Genomic DNA, 18,004 nt, shown 5'->3' with positions numbered 1-18,004 from the left:
CTAATTACTTGTTTCCCTTGGCCGGCGGCGCCTTGTAATCGGGCATCCGCACGGCGAATCCATTCGGGTAGCGCATATCCACGTATTCCACGTGATACGGCAACGCCGCCAATTTGCTCTTCCAGTACTGGGCGAAGCGGCGGGCGCGCGGACTTACGTCGTTGCGTCCCAACTCCAGCTGCACCTGGTTGTCCAGCCCCACTTTCCAGGCGCGGCGGCTGGACAGCCACAGCGCCGCGGGCTTGACGCCCGCCGGAGCCAGATCCTGGCGCAGGCCGCCCAGCATTTCGCTCATGTCCTTCTCTGCCCCCGCCGGCCCGTAAAACACCGGCAGGTCCTGATCGCTGGCGGCGTCGAACCGCTCTCCTCGGGTATTGACCAGGCCGTTCTCTCCCCAGCGCGCAAGCGCCACATGCTCTTCCACTGAAATGTCCAGCGCGTCCGGCCAGCGCCGTCGCACCTGGGCATCCCGCACCCACGGCAATTTGCCGAAGGCCGCCCGCGTCTTGTCGATGTCCAGCGTGAAGAAGGTGCCGGACAGTTCATGCTCGGCAATGAACTTCAGCTGTTCCGGCGTCACGCGTTTCATGTCGCCGCGAATCTGGATCTTCTTCACCGGAAACACCGGAGCGTGCGTCAACCAGAACCCTCCTGCATACAGCAACATCAGCGCTGCGGCGGCCAGCATCAAATTGGCCAGGCCTCTTAGCAACCGATGGTTATCCCACATGCACCATATCCAGCACCTTGAGGCACAAATCCTCGTAACTGATGCCCATCGCCCGCGCCGCCATCGGCACCAGGCTGTGGCTGGTCATGCCCGGATTGGTGTTGGCTTCCAGCAAGTAAATGCCTCCGGCCTCGTCCATCAGGAAATCCACCCGGCCCCAGCCGCGGCCGCCCAATACGCGGAACGCGGCCAGCGACAGTTCGCGCGCGCGCTGTTCCAGCGCTTCGCTCAGGCCGGACGGGCAACGGTAGACGGTGTCGTCGCGGAAATACTTGGCGTCGTAGTCGTAGAACTCGGTCGCCGGCTCGATCTTGATGGTCGGATAGGCGGTGTCGCCTATCACCGCACAGGTGTACTCGCCGCCGCCGATGAATCGCTCGGCAATCACGATGCTGTCGTATTTGCGCGCCTCTTCGAACGCGGCTTTCAGCTCGCCCGGCTGCTTGACCTTGGTCACGCCGATGCTGGAGCCCTCAGTGGCCGGCTTGACGAAGATGGGCAGACCAAGCTTGGCCTCCACCGCGGCGAAGTCGCTGTTCTCGTCCAGCAGCTCGAACTCCGGGATCGGCAGGCCGGCGCCCTGCCACAACAGCTTGGTGCGCCATTTGTCCATGCAGATCGCCGACGCCATCACCCCGCAGCCGGTATATGGCAGCCCCATGCTTTCCAGCACGCCTTGCAAGGTGCCGTCTTCTCCGAAGGGGCCATGCAGGATGTTGAACACGCGGTCGAAGCCTTCTTCCTTCAACGCGCTCAGCGGTTGTTCCGACGGATCGAACTTGTGAGCGTTCACGCCGCGGGACTGCAGGGCCTTGAGCACGCCGGCGCCGCTCATCAGCGACACTTCGCGCTCGGAGGAACTGCCGCCCATCATCACCGCCACCTTGCCGTACTGCTTCATTGCCTTGTCCTTGTCATTCATCATCACGCGCCCGCCGCCACTTTGGCCGGCACCGCGCCGATGGAGCCCGCGCCCATGGTCACCACCACGTCGCCGTCGCGAGCTTGATCGAAAATGGTCTGCTGCATCTCGGCGATGTCCTCGACGAACACCGGCTCCACCTTGCCCAGCACCCGCACCGCGCGCGCCAGCGCGCGGCCGTCGGCGGCGACGATGGGCGCTTCGCCGGCGGCGTAGACTTCGGACAACAGCAGCGCGTCCACGCCGGACAGCACTTTGACGAAGTCCTCGAACAGGTCCCGGGTGCGGGTGTAGCGGTGCGGCTGGAAGGCCAGCACCAGACGCTTGTCCGGGAAGGCGCCGCGCACCGCGGCCAGCGTGGCGGCCATTTCCACCGGATGGTGGCCGTAGTCGTCCACCAGGGTGAAACTGCCGCCGTCCTTGGCCGGCACTTCGCCATAGCGCTGGAAGCGGCGGCCGACGCCGGCGAACTCGGCCAGGCCTTGCTGGATAGCTTCCACGCTGGCGCCGCACTCCAGGCCGATGGCGATGGCGGACAGCGCGTTGAGCACGTTGTGGCGGCCCGGCATGTTCAGCACAACCGGGAAGCGCACTTCCTTGCCGTTCTTCACCACCACGTCGAAATGCATCTGTCCGGCCGCGGCGCGGACGTTCTCCGCGTAGATGTCGGCGGAATCGTCCAGGCCATAAGTGGTCACCGGCTTGGTGATGCGGCCGCGGATCTCTCGCACATTGGGGTCGTCCACACACAGTACCGCGCGGCCGTAGAACGGCAAGCGCTGCAGAAAGTCCACGAAAGCCTGCTTGAGCTTGTCGAAGCTGTGGTCGTAGGTGTCCATGTGATCGGCGTCGATATTGGTCACCACCGCCATCACCGGAGTCAAATGCAAGAAGGAGGCGTCCGATTCGTCGGCCTCGGCCACCAGGAATTCGCCGGACCCCAGCCGCGCGTTGGTGCCGGCCGCGGTCAGCTTGCCGCCGATGACGAAGGTGGGATCCAAACCGGCCGCGCCCAGCACCGAGGCGGTCAGGCTGGTGGTGGTGGTCTTGCCGTGGGTGCCGGCGATGGCGATGCCCTGCTTGAAGCGCATCAACTCAGCCAACATCAGCGCGCGCGGGATCACCGGAATTTTGTTGGCGCGCGCTTCCAGCACTTCAGGATTGTCGGACTTGACCGCGGTGGAGGTCACCACCACGTCGGCGCCGTGCATATAGGTGGCGTCGTGGCCGTAGAACACGCGAATGCCCTGATCGATCAGCCGTTTGCTGGTAGCGCTCTCCGTCATGTCGGAGCCGGACACGGTAAAGCCCAGGCCGTACAGCACCTCGGCGATGCCGCACATGCCCACGCCGCCGATGCCGACGAAATGTATGTGTTTGACCCTGTGTTTCATGTCTGTGTCTCTGCTTGAGCGCTCATATGACGCCCTGTCATTCCCTGGCCAGTTGCTGGCACAGGTCGGCCACCCGGCCGGCCGCGCCGGAATGGGCCAGCGCGCGCGCGCGTTCGGCCTTGTCCAGCAACTGGTCTCTATCCAAACCCGCCAACAAGCCCGCAAGCCCATCGGCGTTCAATTCTTTCTGCGGCAGATGCCAGGCCGCGCCGGCCTTCGCCATCCACTCGGCGTTGTCGCGCTGATGGCCGGTGGTGGACACCACCAGCGGCACCAGCACGCTGGGCACGCCGGCCGCGCACAATTCGCTGACCGTGATCGCGCCGGCGCGGCAAATCACCAAGTCGCATTCGGCCAGGCGCTTAGGCATGTCGTCGACAAAGGGCAACAATTCCACCTGATCCCGCAAGCCAGCGGCCTGATAAGCGGCTTCGACCACGGCGAAATTCGCTTCGCCGGTCTGGTGCGTCAATTGCGGTCGCTTGTCGGCCGGCAACTTGGCCATCGCCTGCGGCAAAGTGTCATTCAAAATCTTGGCCCCCAGGCTGCCGCCCACCACTAGCACCTTCAGCGGCCCGCCGCGGCCGGCAAAACGCTCAGCCGGCGGGGCGATGCTCTCGATCTCGCCGCGCACCGGATTACCGGTGACCAGGGCCTTGCCGTTGCGCGCCGCGTCCCCATCGAAACCGCAGACCAGTTTCTTGGCGAACGGCAGCAAGGCCTTGTTGCTCAACAACAGGCCGGCGTCGGCGTTCACCAACACCAGCGGCTTCCACAGCAGGCCCGCCATCACGCCGCCGGGCAGGCAGACGTAGCCGCCCATGCCCAGCACCACGTCCGGGCGATGGCGGAAAATCTGCGCCGCGCTGCTGAAGAAAGCGCCAAGCAGCTGCAACGCGCCCTTGGCCGAGCCCAACAGGCCCTTGCCGCGCACACCGTGGAAGTTCAGCCGCTCCAGCGGAATGCCGGTGGGCGGCACCAATTTGTTCTCCATGCCGCGCCGGGTGCCCAGCCACACCACGTTCCAGCCCCGGTTTTGCAATTCCTTGGCCACGGCAAGGCCGGGGACGATGTGTCCACCCGTACCAGCCGCCATCACCATGACCGTGCGATTCGCCATCTCTAATCCGTTCCGTTAACTCTCGTTGCCGCGCATCATGCGCCGGTTTTTGCTTCGCCCTTCGGGCTCGCAGAAACCGCCACCTACGGGCTTACGCCCTCACGCGCCTGACAGCGCTGCTCATGTGCGGCTACACTTTGTAGCCGCGCATGATGCGGCGGTTTTCATAATCAACCCGCAGCAGCACCGCCACCGCGATCAAATTCATCAACATCGCCGAGCCGCCGAAGGACATCAGCGGCAAGGTCAAACCCTTGGTCGGCAGCAGGCCCATATTCACCCCGATGTTGAAAAACACCTGGATGCCGAGCCAGATGCCCAGACCCTGCGCCACCAGCGACTGGTAATAGCGCTCCAGCTTTTTCGACTCCACGCCGATGTGGAAGGCGCGCCGCACAATCCAGGCGTACAAACCCACCACCACGCAAATGCCGGCAAAACCGAACTCTTCCGAAATCACCGCCATGATGAAGTCGGTATGCGCCTCCGGCAGGTAAAACAGCTTCTCTATGCTGCCGCCCAGACCGACGCCGAACCACTCGCCGCGACCGATGGCGATCAAGGAGTGCGACAACTGATAGCCCTTGCCGTACGGGTCGTCCCACGGGTCCATGAAGCCCAACACCCGCTTCAAGCGATACGGCGAGGAGATGATCAGCACCACGATGGCGCCCACCGCCATCACCGCCAGCCCGCTGAAGATGCGCATATTGATGCCGCCGAGGAAGAGCACGCCCATCGCGATGCTCATCACCACCATCAGCGCGCCGAAGTCCGGCTCGCGCAGCAGCAGGAAGGCCACCACTACCATGGCGGCGAACATCGGCGCGAAGCCTTCTTTCAGGCTGTGCAGCAGATGGCTCTTGCGCACGGTGTAATCCGCCGCGTACAGCACGGTGGCGAACTTCATCACTTCGGACGGCTGCAGGTTCAACACGATCAAGTTGATCCAGCGCCGCGAGCCGTTGACCATCTTGCCGATGCCGGGAATCAGCACCAGCACCAGCAATACCAGCCCAATCAGAAAAATCTTGCCGGAGTACTTCTGCCAAAACGCCGTTGGAATCTGGAAGGCGATATAGGCCGCGCTCAGCCCTATCGTCATGAAGATCATGTGACGGATCAGATAGAAGTAACGGTTGTGCGTGGCCGCGTCGGCCTCGGCGTAAGCGATGGACGCCGAGTACACCATTACCAGGCTGATCGACAACAGCAGGGCCAGCGCCCAGGACAGCGCTTCGTCGAACGGCTTGATGGCGGCGTAGCGCCGGGCTCCGTGCACGATCATGGCCGCGTCGCCTCCGCTTGCCGCGCCTTCAGCTCGCGCACGGCGTCGATGAACACCTGGGCGCGATGCGCGTAGTTGCGGAACATGTCCAGGCTGGCGCAGGCTGGCGACAGCAGCACCACGTCGCCGGGCCGCGCCAGTTCCGCCGCGCGGCGGGTGGCTTCTTCCAGCGTCGCGCAGTCCTGCAGCGGCAGGCCGGTGGCGGCCAGCGCGGCGCGAATCTTGCCGGCGTCGCGGCCAATCAACAGCACGGCGCGGGCGATGCGGCGGCAGGCCGGCGCCAGCGGCGCGAAGTCCTGTCCCTTGCCGTCACCGCCGGCGATCAACACCACCGGACGGGTCATGCCGTTCAGGGCCGCCTCGGTGGCACCGACATTGGTGCCCTTGGAATCATCGATAAACGCAACCGAACCGATTTCGTCTACCAGTTCGACGCGATGTTCCAGACCCTGGAAGGTTTTCAGCCCTTGCAGCAGCGCCGCGCGCGGCGCGCCCACGGCTTCGCACAAAGCCAGCGCGGCCAGCGCGTTGGCGGCGTTGTGCAGGCCCTGCAGACGCATTTCGGCGCAATCGAAGGCCCGCTCTCCGTCCAGGCTCAGCCAGTAGCTGCCGTCATCCTGCTGCAACGCGAATGCGGCATTCTTTGTCAGCGAGAACCATTTGACCGCGCGGCCGGGCCGCACCATCGCGCGCACCAGCGCGTCGTCGCGGTTCAGCACCTGGACGCCGGCGCCATGGAACACCCGGGTCTTGGTGTGGGCGTAGTCCAGCAGGTCGTCGTAACGGTCGAGGTGGTCCTCGGAAATGTTCAGCACCGTGGCCGCGTCGGCCTCCAGGCTGTAAGTGGATTCCAGCTGAAAGCTGGACAGTTCAAGCACCCACACGTCCGGACGCTTGCCGCTTTGCTCGCGCTCCAGCTGCGCTTCCAGCACCGCCAGACCGATATTGCCGGCCACCACCACGTCCAGGCCGGCTACGGCGCACAGATGGCCGGCCAGGCTGGTGACTGTGCTCTTGCCGTTGGAGCCGGTGATGGCGATCACCTTGCTGCCGTCGCCGCGAATCGCGCGCGCCAGCACTTCGATATCGCCTATCACCTCGCCGCCGGCTTGGCGGAAGGCGGCGACGGCCGGGTTCTTCAGCGGCACGCCCGGACTCAGCACCAGCAGGTCGGCGTCGGCGAAGGTCTGTTCGTTGAAGTCGCCGCCGCGCACTTCCGCCTGCGGCAGGAAGGCGCGCAGTTCGGCCACGCGCTCGGCCGACGGTTTTGCGTCGGCCACGCTCACGCGCGCGCCGTGCGCGGCCAGGTAGCGCGCGGCCGCCAGGCCCGAGCCTCCCAAGCCCACCACCACGACGTGACGATTCGCGTAATCCATGTTCTTCCTCAACGCAGCTTGATGGTGGACAGGCCGGCAAGCACCAGCATCATGGTGATGATCCAGAAACGCACCACCACTTGCGTTTCCTTCCAGCCTTTCAATTCATAGTGGTGATGCAGCGGCGCCATGCGGAACACCCGCTTGCCGGTGAGCTTGAACGAAGCCACCTGGATCATCACGGACAGCGCTTCCATCACGAACAGGCCGCCCATGATCAAGAGCACGATTTCCTGACGCACAATCACCGCCACGGTGCCCAGCGCCGCGCCCAGCGCCAGCGCGCCGACGTCGCCCATGAACACCTGGGCTGGATAGGCGTTGAACCATAAGAACCCCAGGCAGGCGCCGCACATCGCCGCGCAGAACACCACCACCTCGTGGGCGCCGGGAATGAAGGGCAGGCCCAGGTATTTGGAAAACACCGCGTGGCCGGCGACATAGGCGAAGATGGACAGACCGGCCGCCACCAGAACGGTGGGCAAGGCCGCCAGGCCGTCCAGGCCATCGGTCAGGTTCACCGCGTTGGAAGTGCCTACGATGACGAAATAGGTCAGGATGCAGAAACCGATCGCGCCCAGCGGATAGGAGATGGTCTTGACGAAAGGCACGATCAGCTCGGTGGACGCCGGCAGCTTGGCGGTGGCGATCAGGAACACGCCGGCGCCGATGGCGATGGCGGACTGCCAGACCATCTTGAACTTGGCGGACACCCCTTTCGGGTCCTTGTACACCACCTTGCGCCAATCGTCGTAAAAACCCAGCGCGCCGGTGCCGAACATCACCGCCAGCAGCAGCCACACGTATTTATTGGACAGGTCCGCCCACAGCAGCGTGGTCAGGCCGATGGCCAGCAGGATCAACGAGCCGCCCATGGTCGGGGTGCCGGCCTTGACCAGATGGGTTTGCGGGCCATCGTTGCGCACCGCCTGGCCCACTTTGAGCTCGGTCAGTTTGCGGATCACCCACGGCCCCAGCAGTAGCGAGATCGCCAGCGCGGTCAGCGCCGCCATCACCGCGCGCAGCGTGATGTAGTTGAAGACGTTGAAGGCCCGGATGTGGGAGCCCAGCATTTCAGCCAGCCAGAGCAGCACGTTATTGTTCCTCTCTAAATTGTTGCATCAGGTGTTCCACCACCCGTTCCATGCGCATGAAGCGCGACCCCTTGACCAGAACGGAGGCACCCGACGGCAACTGCGCGTCGAGAAACTCGTACAACTCGTCAATCGAATCAAAATGTTTGCCGCCCGCGCCGCAGGCGACGGCGGCGTGACGGGAGGCTTCGCCCAAGGTCAGCAGCAGATCAATGCCGCGCGCCTGGGCGTACTCGCCCACTTCCGCGTGCAGCGCATCGGCGGCTTCGCCCAATTCGCCGATGTCGCCCATCACGAAGCAGCGCGGCGCGGGCAAGCGCGTCAGCACGTCGATTCCGGCCTTCATCGAGTCCGGATTGGCGTTGTAACTGTCGTCGATCACGCTCAAGCCGCGCGGACTTTGCTTGAGCTGCAAACGGCCCTTGGCCCCGCCGAAGGCCGCCAAACCGGTGGCGATGCCATCCAACGGCACGCCGGCGGCCAGGGCCAGGCTGGCGGCGGCCAGCGCGTTGCGCACATTGTGTTCGCCCGGCGCCGGCAGTTCTATCCGCCGCTCGCCGTCGGCGCAGCGCAGTGTGAAGCGGCTGTTCAAGGCGCCCAGCTCGATGTCGACGGCGTGAACATCGGCTTCGGGGTTCAGACCGAAGGCGATCTGGCGATGGCCGTCCGCCGCGCGGCGGAACAGCGCCAGATTGGCGTCATCGGCGTTCAACACCGCCACGCCGTCGGCGTCCAGACCTTCGAAGATTTCCGCCTTGGCGCGCGCCACCTCCTCGGTGGAGCCGAAATAACCGAAGTGAGCGCGCATCGCGTTATTGACCAGCGCGATGCGCGGCCGGGCCAGGCCGGTCAGGTAACGCAGCTCGCCATGATGGTTCATGCCCATCTCCAGCACCGCGTAGCGATGCTCCGGCGTCAGGCGCAGCAGGGTCAGCGGCAGGCCAATGTCGTTGTTGAAGTTGCCGGCGGTGGCCAGCACCGCGTCGGCGCCGGCGTGGCGACGCAGAATCGCCGCCAGCATTTCCTTGACCGTGGTCTTGCCGTTGGAACCGGTGACGCCAATGCGCAGCGCCGCTTGGCGCAGCGCCCAGCCGGAAGCCAGCCGGCCCAGGGCCAGCCGGGTATCGTCGACGCGGATCAGGCTCGCGCCGGGCAAGTCAAAATCCGCGCGCACCAGCGCGGCCGCGCCCTTGGCGACAACCTCGGCGACAAAGTCGTGGGCGTCGAAGCGTTCGCCCTTCAAGGCGACGAACAGATCGCCGGGACCGGCCTCGCGGCTATCGGTCACTACGCGCAGGATGTCGCCGTCCGGGCCGCTCAAAGCGCCCCGGGCCAGTTCGGCGGCCTGCAGCAGCGTCATCATGCGCGTTCCCCCCAAGCGGTCAGCGCCTCTTCCGCCACGCGGAAGTCGGAGAACGGCCGTTTGACGCCGGCTATGTCCTGGTATTCCTCATGGCCCTTGCCGGCCACCAGCACCACGTCGCCGGCGCGCGCCTGGCCCACCGCCCAGTGGATGGCCGCTTCGCGGTCTACCTCAACGTGAGTGCGCGCGGCGTCCATGCCGGCCAACACGTCGCGCAGAATGGCTTGCGGGTCTTCAGTGCGCGGGTTGTCGCTGGTCAGCACCGCCACGTCGGCGATTTTCTCGGCGATGGCGCCCATCATCGGGCGCTTGCCCGGATCGCGGTCGCCGCCGCAGCCGAACACGCAGAACAGGCGGCCGCCTTCCGGGCGAATCTCGGCCAAGGTGGACAAGGCTTTTTCCAGCGCGTCCGGGGTGTGGGCGTAGTCGATCACCACTAGCGGCTCGTGCGCGCCGCCCACGCTCTGCATGCGGCCTCGCGCCGGCTGGATGCGCGCCATCACCGCGGCGGCGTCGCGCAGGCTGACGCCGTTGACGCACAAGGTGGCCAGACAGGCCAGCAGATTAGCGGCGTTGAAGCGTCCTACCAAGCCGGTGCGCACATCGGCGATGCCCCAGGGGGTGGTCACCGTCAGTTGCAGGCCGTCCAGCGTCGCGGCCAGCGCCAGCGGACGCACATCGCCCTGCTCCAGGCCGTAAGTCACCACTTGGGTCTGGGCCGGATCGATTTCGGCGGCCAATTGCCTGCCGAATTCATCGTCGGCGTTGATCACCGCGTGTTTCAGGCCTTCCCAGAAAAACAGCTTCTTCTTGGATTCGCCGTAGGCTTCCATCGAACCGTGATAGTCCAGATGATCGCGAGTCAGATTAGTCAGCACCGCCGTGGCGAAGTCCACGCCGTTGACGCGGCTTTGATCCAGGCTGTGGCTGGATACCTCCATCGTCACCACATGCGCGCCCTGACGGCGGTATTCAGCCAGTTTCTGCTGAATGGTCACCGGGTCCGGCGTGGTGTGGGTCGTTTCGGTCAGTTCGCCGTAAAAACCATTGCCGACGGTGCCGATCAGCGCCGCCTTCTGGCCCAGCAGCGAAAAAGCCTGCGCCAGCCAATGGGAAATAGAAGTCTTGCCGTTGGTGCCGGTGATGCCGATTACGCGCAGCGCGCGGCTGGGGTAACCGTAGACCTCGGCCGCCAGCATGCCGATGCGGTCGCGCAGATGCGGCACCGGCAGATTGGGCGCTTGCCACAGCGGGTTCCAGGCGAAGCCGCCGGCATCGTCCCACAACACCGCGGCCGCGCCTTTCGCCAGCGCGGCCTGGATGTAGTCGCGGCCGTCGGAATGCAGGCCGGGGCACGCCAGGAACACGTCGCCGGGCAGCACGCGGCGGCTGTCGGTCTCCACCCGCTTGACGGGCAGTCCCAACTGCTTGATGTCGGCCGGATTCCAATCCGGCATGGGGGTCAAACGGCTTTTCATGATTTGATCAAAAATCCACCGGCACCGGGGTGGATTCCGGCAATAAAGTGTTGTTGGAGGGCTCGTCCGGCTGCACGTTCAGCACTCGCAGCGCGCCGCCGGCGATCTGCGAGAACACCGGCGCAGCCACCGCGCCGCCGTAATATTTGCCCGCGGAGGGCTCGTCTATCATCACCGACACAATCACGCGCGGCGATTTGCCCGGCGCGAAGCCCATGAACAGCGCGCGGTGCTTGTTGGCCACGTAAGTGCGGCCCTCCAGCTTGCGCGCGGTGCCGCTTTTGCCGCCGATGCTGTAACCGATGATGCGGCCGCCTACTGCGCCGCCGCCCGGCTGGCTGTTGGCGATCAGCAGGTCGCGCATTTCATGCGCGGTCTTTTCCGCCAGCACGCGTTTGCCCGGCATCGGCGTATTGGTCTTGTACAGCGAGATAGGCAGCATCACGCCGTCGTTGGCGAACACGGTGTAGGCGCGCGCCATCTGGATCAGGCTGACCGAGATGCCGTAGCCGAAGGACATCGTCGCCTGCTCGATGGGCCGCCAGTTGTGCCAGTCTCGCAGCCGGCCGCCGGCCTCGCCGGGGAAGCCGGTTTCCGGCGCGCGGCCGAAGCCCAGCGCGTCGTAATGCTTCCAGGTTTGTTCCGGCGAGCTCATCAGCGCCAGCTTGCTGGTGCCGACGTTGGACGATTTCTGGATGATGCCGAGGATGTCCAGGCTGGGGCGCGGCGCCACGTCGCGGATGGTGGCCGGGCCTATCATGTAAGTGTGGGTGTCCAGCACCGTGTTGAGGCCGGCCTTGCCGTTTTCCAGCGCCAGCGCGATGGACAGCGGCTTCATCGTCGAACCCGGCTCGAACAGGTCGATCACGCCGCGGTTGCGCATCATTTCCGGCGTCACACCGCTGCGGTTGTTGGGGTTGAACGACGGATAGTTGGCCAGCGCCAGCAGTTCGCCGGTGTGGGCATCCAGCACCACCACGCTGCCCGCCTTGGCCTTGTTAAGCTCCACAGCCGCCTTCAGCTCGCGGTAAGCCAAATACTGGATGCGGTGATCCACCGCCAACGCCAGCTTCTGGCCGTCTCGCGGCGGCTCGATGGCGGCGACGTCTTCAATGATGTGGCCGCGGCGATCCTTCAGTACCACGCGGCGGCCATCCTTGCCGGCCAGCATCTTCTCGCGCGCCAGTTCCACGCCTTCCTGGCCTTTGCCGTCCACGCCGGTGAAGCCGATGATGTGGGACACAATCTCGCCGGCCGGGTAGAAACGGCGGAATTCCTGCTGCTTGGCGATGCCGGGCACGCCCAGCGCCATTACTTTGTCGGCCAACTCCGGGCTGATCTGGCGCTTGATGTAAACAAATTCTTTCTTGCGGTCGGACAGTTTGGCCGACAACTCTTCCGGCGACAGATCCAGCATCGCCGCCAGTTCGCGCAGCTTGGCCGGCGGCACCGGCTCCATGTCCGCCGGGCTGGCCCAGATGGTCTGCACCGGCGAGCTGATCGCCAGCGGTTCGCCGTTGCGATCGGTGATCACGCCGCGGTTGGCCTCCAGCGTCAGCGCACGGCGGAAACGGGCCTCGCCCTGGTTCTGCAGAAAATCCTGCTGCATCACTTGCAGGTAAACCGCGCGGCCGATCAGCGCCAGGAACAACAGCGCCAGCATGAGCAGCACGAAACGCACGCGGCCCGGCTTCATTCGCAGCGCGGGGCTGGCATCCGGGATGCGTTGCTGATGGCGCGGGGAGTAAGTGCGCATCACATCCCCTTTCCAGGTGAAACCACCTGGATCTGACGCGGATCCGGGGTATGCATGTCGAGGCGGCTGGACGCGGCTTTCTCAATCACCGCATGCGCGCCCCAAGTGCTCTGCTCCAGCTGCAGCTGTCCGAACTCGATCTCCAGCTGCTGGGCGGATTTGCGTTCTTTCTGCAAATCGCTGTAGAGCTTGCGCGACACATGGGTCGAGGTGACCACCGACCAGGCGGACAGCACCACGATGACCAGCAGTATCGCGTTGAGCTTGTTCATGCGTCGATCTCCCGCCACGGCGCGGCGGTGCGTTCGGCCACGCGCATGATGGCGCTGCGGGAGCGCGCATTGGCGCGCACCTCCTCATCGCCCGCGCGCACCGGCTTGCCCACGGTGGACATCGGTGGCTGCGCCATGTCGGAAGCACGCACCATCGCCCAAGCCGGCAGCTTTTCCTCGCTGCTGGCGTCGCGCAAGTATTGCTTGACGATGCGGTCTTCCAGCGAATGGAAGCTGATCACCGCCAGACGGCCGTTTTCCGCCAGGCGGCGCGCCGCCTGCGGCAGCACCGCCTTGAGTTCGTCCAGCTCGCGGTTCACAAAGATCCGGATCGCTTGGAAGGTACGCGTTGCGGGGTCCTGACCCGGTTCCCGAGTACGGACGTTTTGCCCAACGAGCACGGCGAGCTCACGCGTGGTCTGGAGGGGGGCGTCAGCCCTTTGCGCAACAATGGCTGCTGCGATCTTGCGAGCAAACCGCTCTTCACCATAAGTCTTGATGACCTCTCTGATATCGGCCTCGTCTGCCGTCGCCAACCATTCGGCCGCGGTGATGCCGCGGGTGGTATCCATACGCATGTCCAGGGGCGCGTCGAAACGGAAACTGAAACCGCGCCGCCCGTCGTCGATCTGCGGCGAGGACACGCCCAGATCCATCAACACGCCATCCACCTGGGGCACGCCCAGGCGGTCCAGTTCCTGCCCCAGCGCTTCAAAACCGTTGTGCACGATCTGAAAGCGCGGGTCTTCCTCCGCCAGCCGCGTGGCCACGGCGATGGCTTCGGGATCCTTGTCGAAGGCGATCAGGCGGCCTTGCGGCCCCAGTCGTGACAGGATCAAGCGGCTGTGGCCACCTCGACCGAAAGTACAATCGACGTAGGTGCCATCCGGCCGGATGGCAAGCGCGTCGACCGCTTCGGTCAAGAGCACCGTCAGGTGCACGAAAGGGGTGGTGCTCACAGCGTAAAGTCTCCAAGGTGTTGGGCCAGATCGGTTTGATCGATGGCCAGGGCGTCAGCGGTCTGGCTGTCCCATTCCTCTGCGTTCCACAGCTCGAAGCGGTTGCCCATGCCCACCAGCGCGACGTCTTTGTCGAGTCCGGTGAGATCGCGCAAGCGCGCGGGCAGCAGAATGCGTCCGGCACTGTCCATTTCCAGCGTTTCCGCGTGGCCGAGCACGAGGCGCTGGTAACGTTTCAGAGTGGGATTGCCGGTGGGAAGGGCTAACAGACGGGCTTCGACCGGACGCCAGTTGGGTTCGGGGTAGATCAGCAAGTGGTCTTGGGACTCGAGGGTGACGACCAGTTTGTGCCCGAAAGCGGACAGCAGTGTCTCGCGGTGTTTAGCCGGAATAGCCAAACGCCCCTTGCTATCGAGAGACAAGATGCTGACACCACCAATCATGATTTCGAGCCCGCTGACCGAATAAACCTAAGGGGCCGTCGCCCCCTGGGGCAAATGCCCCACTTTCACCCACTTCGCCCCACTTTCCGCCACTATAAGAAAGAACTTCTCCACGGTCAACATCGAGAAGTTCTAATTCACCTTTTGAGACAATGACTTAGCGGACAGCGCAAAAAGCGGATTCCTTGTCAAATCAGAGGCTTAAAAACATCAGTCAAAGTGAGCTGTTAACACTCGAACTATTCCCGAAACACCACACCCCGGGCCTGGGAATATTTCCAAGGACAGTCCAATGCAAGACCACTTTCCGCGCCGCAGCACAAAAACAGGACGGCGGCGCCGCATTCGGCGCCGCCGTCCTGGAGTCCCGCAGGATCAGGCCAGTTTTTGGCGCAGTATGTCCTGCACCTGGGCCGGGTTGGCCTTGCCCTTGGAAGCCTTCATCACCTGACCGGCCAAGGCGTTGAGCGCCTTTTCCTTGCCGGCGCGGAATTCTTCCACCGCCTTGGGATTGGCGGCGATCGCTTCTTCCACCATCTTCTCGATGGCGCCGACGTCGGACACCTGCTTCAGGCCGTCGCGCTCGATGATGGCGTCGGCGGAGAGTTCGCTGTCCCACAAGGCGTCGAACACCTGCTTGGCCAGCTTGCTGGACAGGGTGTTATCGGCGATGCGCGCGATCAGGCCGGACAGACGCTCCGCCGAGATCGGGCAGTCCGCGATCTCCTTGCCGTCGCGATTCAGCCGCGCGGCGATCTCGCCGTTGATCCAGTTGGCGGCCAGCTTACCCTGGCCGGAAGCCTTGGCCGCGGCTTCGAAGTACTGAGCCAGGGCCAGGCTGGAAGTCAGCAGCGCTGCGTCGTAGGCGGACACGCCGTAGGTCTCGGCCAAACGGACTTGCATCGCCGCCGGCAGCTCCGGCATCTCACCGCGGATGCGGGCGATCTGCTCGTCGGAAATACGCACCGGCAGCAGGTCCGGGTCCGGGAAGTAGCGGTAATCATGCGCGTCTTCCTTGCTGCGCATCATCCGGGTCTCGCCGGTATCCGGGTCGAACAGCACGGTGGCCTGCTGCACTTTGCCGCCGTCTTCCAGGGTGTCGATCTGCCACTGGATTTCGTACTTGGCGGCCTGCTCCAGGAAGCGGAAGGAGTTAAGGTTCTTGATCTCGCGGCGGGTGCCGAATTCCTTCTGCCCCTCCGGGCGCACCGACACGTTGACGTCCATGCGGAAGCTGCCTTCCTGCATATTGCCGTCGCAGATGCCCAGCCAGGTCACCAGCGCGTACAAGGCTTTGACATAGGCCAGCGCCTCGTCCACCGAGCGCATGTCCGGTTCGGACACCACTTCCAGCAGCGGCGTGCCGGCGCGGTTGAGGTCGATGCCGGACAGGCCGTGGAAGTCTTCATGCAGGCTCTTGCCGGCGTCCTCTTCCATATGGGCGCGAGTCACGCCTATCACCTTCTCCTGCTCGCCCACCAGGATCTTCAGCTGACCGTGCTCGACGATGGGCAGGTCCATCTGGCTGATCTGGTAGCCCTTGGGGAGATCCGGATAGAAGTAGTTCTTGCGCGCGAACACGTTCTTCTGATTGATCTTGGCGTCCAGCGCCAGGCCCAGACGGATGGCCTTGTCCACCACCGCCTTGTTCAATACCGGCAGCACGCCGGGAAAGGCCAGCTCCACCGCGGAGGCCTGGGTGTTCGGCTCCGCGCCGAAGGCGGTGCTGGAGCCGGAGAAAATCTTGGAGACGGTATTGAGCTGCACATGCACCTCGATGCCGATGACGACTTCCCATTTCATGGTTGGAAAATCCTTCTATTATTTTTGCCACGGAAGCACACGGAAAACACGGAAGAAAAACGGCTGACACTAGCCCCCATCAGCTAATCCGCCCCTTGGAAGCCAGGGTTTGCCTGTGCCTTTCCGTGTACTTCCGTGGCTAATTCATTCAATTACAAAACCGGCGCGCGGCTGTGCCAATCGGTAGCCAACTGGAACTGATGCGCGACGTTCAACATCTTGGCTTCGCCGAAGTAGTTGCCGATGATCTGCAAGCCGATCGGGCGGCCATTGCCGCTGAAGCCGGCCGGCACGCTCATGCCTGGCAAGCCGGCCAGGTTCACCGACAGCGTGTAGATGTCGGACAGATACATCTGCACCGGATCGTCGTTCATCTCGCCGATGTCGAAGGCCGCGGTCGGCGCCACCGGCCCCAGAATCACGTCGCACTGCTCGAAGGCGGCCTTGAAATCGTTGGCGATCAGACGGCGGATCTTCTGGGCCTTGAGGTAATAGGCGTCGTAATAGCCGTGCGACAGCACATAGCTGCCCACCAGGATGCGGCGCTTGACCTCGCTGCCGAACCCTTCGGCGCGGGTCTTCTCGTACATGTCCACCAGGTCCTTGTACTCGGCGGCGCGATGGCCGTAGCGCACACCGTCGTAGCGCGACAAATTGGTCGAGGCCTCGGCCGGCGCGATCACGTAGTAAGCCGGAATGGACAGCTCGGTATTGGGCAGGCTGATTTCCACCACCTGCGCGCCCTGCTTCTTCAACACCGCCACCGCCTCGTCCACGGCGCGCGCCACGTCGGCGCTCAGGCCAGCGGCGAAGTATTCGCGCGGCAGGCCCACTTTGAGGCCGGCCAGCGGCTGGTTCAGATCGCGGGCGTAGTCTTCGCGGGCGCGTTCCAGGCTGGTGGAGTCGCGTTGGTCGAAGCCGGCCATCACATTCAACATCAACGCGCAGTCCTCGGCGGTCTGCGCGATCGGGCCGCCCTGGTCCAGCGAGGAGGCGTAGGCCACCATGCCGTATCGGGACACCACGCCGTAAGTCGGCTTGATGCCGGTAACGCCGCAATGGGAAGCCGGCTGGCGGATGGAGCCGCCGGTGTCGGTGGCGGTGGCCACCGGCGTCAGCCGCGCGGCCACGGCGGCGGCGGAACCGCCGGAACTGCCGCCCGGCACCGCCTTCTGGTCCCAGGGATTTTTCACGGCGCCGTAGAAGGAGTTCTCGTTGGACGAACCCATCGCGAACTCGTCCATATTGGCGCGCCCCAGCGTCACCAGGCCGGCGGCCTGGCATTGCTCAACCACGTGAGCGCTGTAAGGCGACACGAAGTTGTCCAGCATCTTGGAGCCGCAGCTGGTTCTCCAGCCCTGCTGACAGAACAGATCTTTGTGGATGATGGGCACGCCGGTCAGCGCATGGGCGTCGCCGGCGGCGATGCGCGCGTCGGCGGCCGCGGCTTCGGCCAGGGTCTTGGCCCGGTCGACGGTGACCAGCGCGTTGAGCGCCGGGTTCAGCGCCTCGACCCGATCCAGATATTGGGTGGCCAGCTCAACGCTGGAGACTTCCTTGGCCGCCAGCTGCCGCGACAGTTGCTTTAAAGTAGACTGTGTCATTTCAAATGGAATCTTTAGCTATCCGGGAATGGCGCCGCCGTCCTTTCAGACAGCGACCGGCGCCGGCCTCCCGCGCGGGGGGAACCTAAACCGGCGCAGGCAATCAGAGCATCACTCGATGACCTTGGGAACCAGGAACAAGCCCTTTTCCACTTGCGGGGCCACGGCCTGGAAAGCTTCGCGCTGATTGGTTTCGGTAACGATATCTTCGCGCAAACGCAAAGAGACATCCTGCGGATGGGCCATCGGCTCGATGCCGTCGGTGTTCACCGCTTGCATCTGTTCGATCAGGCCAAAAATATTATTGAGTTGCTTGCTTGTCGCGGCAATTTCCGCTTCATTGACATTGATGCGGGCAAGCTTGGCAATTCGTGCGACATCCTGATGCGTCAGCGACATGGT

The 18,004-nt window shown here is 64.3% G+C and carries 16 protein-coding genes; all 16 read right to left on the bottom strand.

All coding sequences use genetic code 11. The features are described 5' to 3' along the window. Positions 1-4: 4 nt before the first annotated feature. On the bottom strand, positions 5-730 hold the full coding sequence (locus MOV80_RS09915) for a cell division protein FtsQ/DivIB (protein WP_019102324.1): 726 nt from the start codon (positions 728-730) through the stop codon (positions 5-7). After that, on the bottom strand, positions 720-1,631 hold the full coding sequence (locus tag MOV80_RS09910) for a D-alanine--D-alanine ligase (protein WP_249605100.1): 912 nt from the start codon (positions 1,629-1,631) through the stop codon (positions 720-722). The genes MOV80_RS09915 and MOV80_RS09910 overlap by 11 nt, the downstream gene beginning before the upstream one ends. Before the next feature lie 23 nt (positions 1,632-1,654). Continuing rightward, entirely contained in the window at positions 1,655-3,046 is a 1,392-nt protein-coding gene (gene murC, locus MOV80_RS09905; RefSeq protein WP_249605084.1) for a UDP-N-acetylmuramate--L-alanine ligase, read from the bottom strand. 37 nt (positions 3,047-3,083) lie between these two features. Next, complete coding sequence (gene murG / locus MOV80_RS09900) at positions 3,084-4,166, bottom strand: undecaprenyldiphospho-muramoylpentapeptide beta-N-acetylglucosaminyltransferase (protein WP_039755268.1); 1,083 nt, start codon at positions 4,164-4,166, stop codon at positions 3,084-3,086. 130 nt (positions 4,167-4,296) lie between these two features. Next, positions 4,297-5,454: a putative lipid II flippase FtsW gene (ftsW, locus tag MOV80_RS09895; RefSeq protein ID WP_019102074.1), complete on the bottom strand. Its 1,158-nt coding sequence runs from the start codon at positions 5,452-5,454 to the stop codon at positions 4,297-4,299. Then, positions 5,451-6,830: a UDP-N-acetylmuramoyl-L-alanine--D-glutamate ligase gene (gene murD / locus MOV80_RS09890; RefSeq protein ID WP_107732962.1), complete on the bottom strand. Its 1,380-nt coding sequence runs from the start codon at positions 6,828-6,830 to the stop codon at positions 5,451-5,453. The genes ftsW and murD overlap by 4 nt, the downstream gene beginning before the upstream one ends. Before the next feature lie 8 nt (positions 6,831-6,838). Then, positions 6,839-7,903: a phospho-N-acetylmuramoyl-pentapeptide-transferase gene (gene mraY / locus MOV80_RS09885; RefSeq protein WP_211104354.1), complete on the bottom strand. Its 1,065-nt coding sequence runs from the start codon at positions 7,901-7,903 to the stop codon at positions 6,839-6,841. Positions 7,904-7,925: 22 nt separating this feature from the next. Next, a complete protein-coding gene (gene murF, locus MOV80_RS09880; protein WP_118266366.1) occupies positions 7,926-9,287 on the bottom strand; it encodes a UDP-N-acetylmuramoyl-tripeptide--D-alanyl-D-alanine ligase in 1,362 nt (453 codons plus the stop codon). After that, a complete protein-coding gene (locus MOV80_RS09875; RefSeq protein ID WP_043635481.1) occupies positions 9,284-10,765 on the bottom strand; it encodes a UDP-N-acetylmuramoyl-L-alanyl-D-glutamate--2,6-diaminopimelate ligase in 1,482 nt (493 codons plus the stop codon). The genes murF and MOV80_RS09875 overlap by 4 nt, the downstream gene beginning before the upstream one ends. A 7-nt stretch (positions 10,766-10,772) precedes the next feature. Continuing rightward, a complete protein-coding gene (locus MOV80_RS09870) occupies positions 10,773-12,521 on the bottom strand; it encodes a penicillin-binding transpeptidase domain-containing protein (protein ID WP_019102079.1) in 1,749 nt (582 codons plus the stop codon). Further along, positions 12,521-12,793, bottom strand: a complete 273-nt coding sequence (ftsL, locus tag MOV80_RS09865; protein ID WP_019102080.1) for a cell division protein FtsL — start codon at positions 12,791-12,793, stop codon at positions 12,521-12,523. Before ftsL ends, MOV80_RS09870 begins: the two co-directional genes overlap by 1 nt. Then, positions 12,790-13,752: a 16S rRNA (cytosine(1402)-N(4))-methyltransferase RsmH gene (gene rsmH, locus MOV80_RS09860; RefSeq protein ID WP_019102081.1), complete on the bottom strand. Its 963-nt coding sequence runs from the start codon at positions 13,750-13,752 to the stop codon at positions 12,790-12,792. The genes ftsL and rsmH overlap by 4 nt, the downstream gene beginning before the upstream one ends. Then, positions 13,749-14,195: a division/cell wall cluster transcriptional repressor MraZ gene (gene mraZ, locus MOV80_RS09855; protein WP_039755270.1), complete on the bottom strand. Its 447-nt coding sequence runs from the start codon at positions 14,193-14,195 to the stop codon at positions 13,749-13,751. Before mraZ ends, rsmH begins: the two co-directional genes overlap by 4 nt. Positions 14,196-14,570: 375 nt before the next feature. Further along, the gene (gatB, locus tag MOV80_RS09850; RefSeq protein WP_118266363.1) at positions 14,571-15,998 is read right to left on the bottom strand and encodes an Asp-tRNA(Asn)/Glu-tRNA(Gln) amidotransferase subunit GatB; all 1,428 of its coding nucleotides are present in this window, start codon (positions 15,996-15,998) and stop codon (positions 14,571-14,573) included. Between the two features lie 152 nt (positions 15,999-16,150). Beyond that, positions 16,151-17,602, bottom strand: a complete 1,452-nt coding sequence (gene gatA, locus MOV80_RS09845; protein ID WP_249605083.1) for an Asp-tRNA(Asn)/Glu-tRNA(Gln) amidotransferase subunit GatA — start codon at positions 17,600-17,602, stop codon at positions 16,151-16,153. Between the two features lie 111 nt (positions 17,603-17,713). Continuing rightward, positions 17,714-18,001 (bottom strand): Asp-tRNA(Asn)/Glu-tRNA(Gln) amidotransferase subunit GatC, encoded by a 288-nt coding sequence (gene gatC / locus MOV80_RS09840; protein ID WP_043592439.1) that lies wholly within the window; start codon positions 17,999-18,001, stop codon positions 17,714-17,716. Between the last annotated feature and the right edge of the window lie 3 nt (positions 18,002-18,004).

Source organism: Chromobacterium sp. IRSSSOUMB001, from assembly GCF_023507765.1.
In the GTDB taxonomy this organism is placed as follows: domain Bacteria; phylum Pseudomonadota; class Gammaproteobacteria; order Burkholderiales; family Chromobacteriaceae; genus Chromobacterium; species Chromobacterium haemolyticum.
Note: the sequence above shows the minus strand (reverse complement) of the source record. Positions and strands in the feature narration are given on the sequence as shown.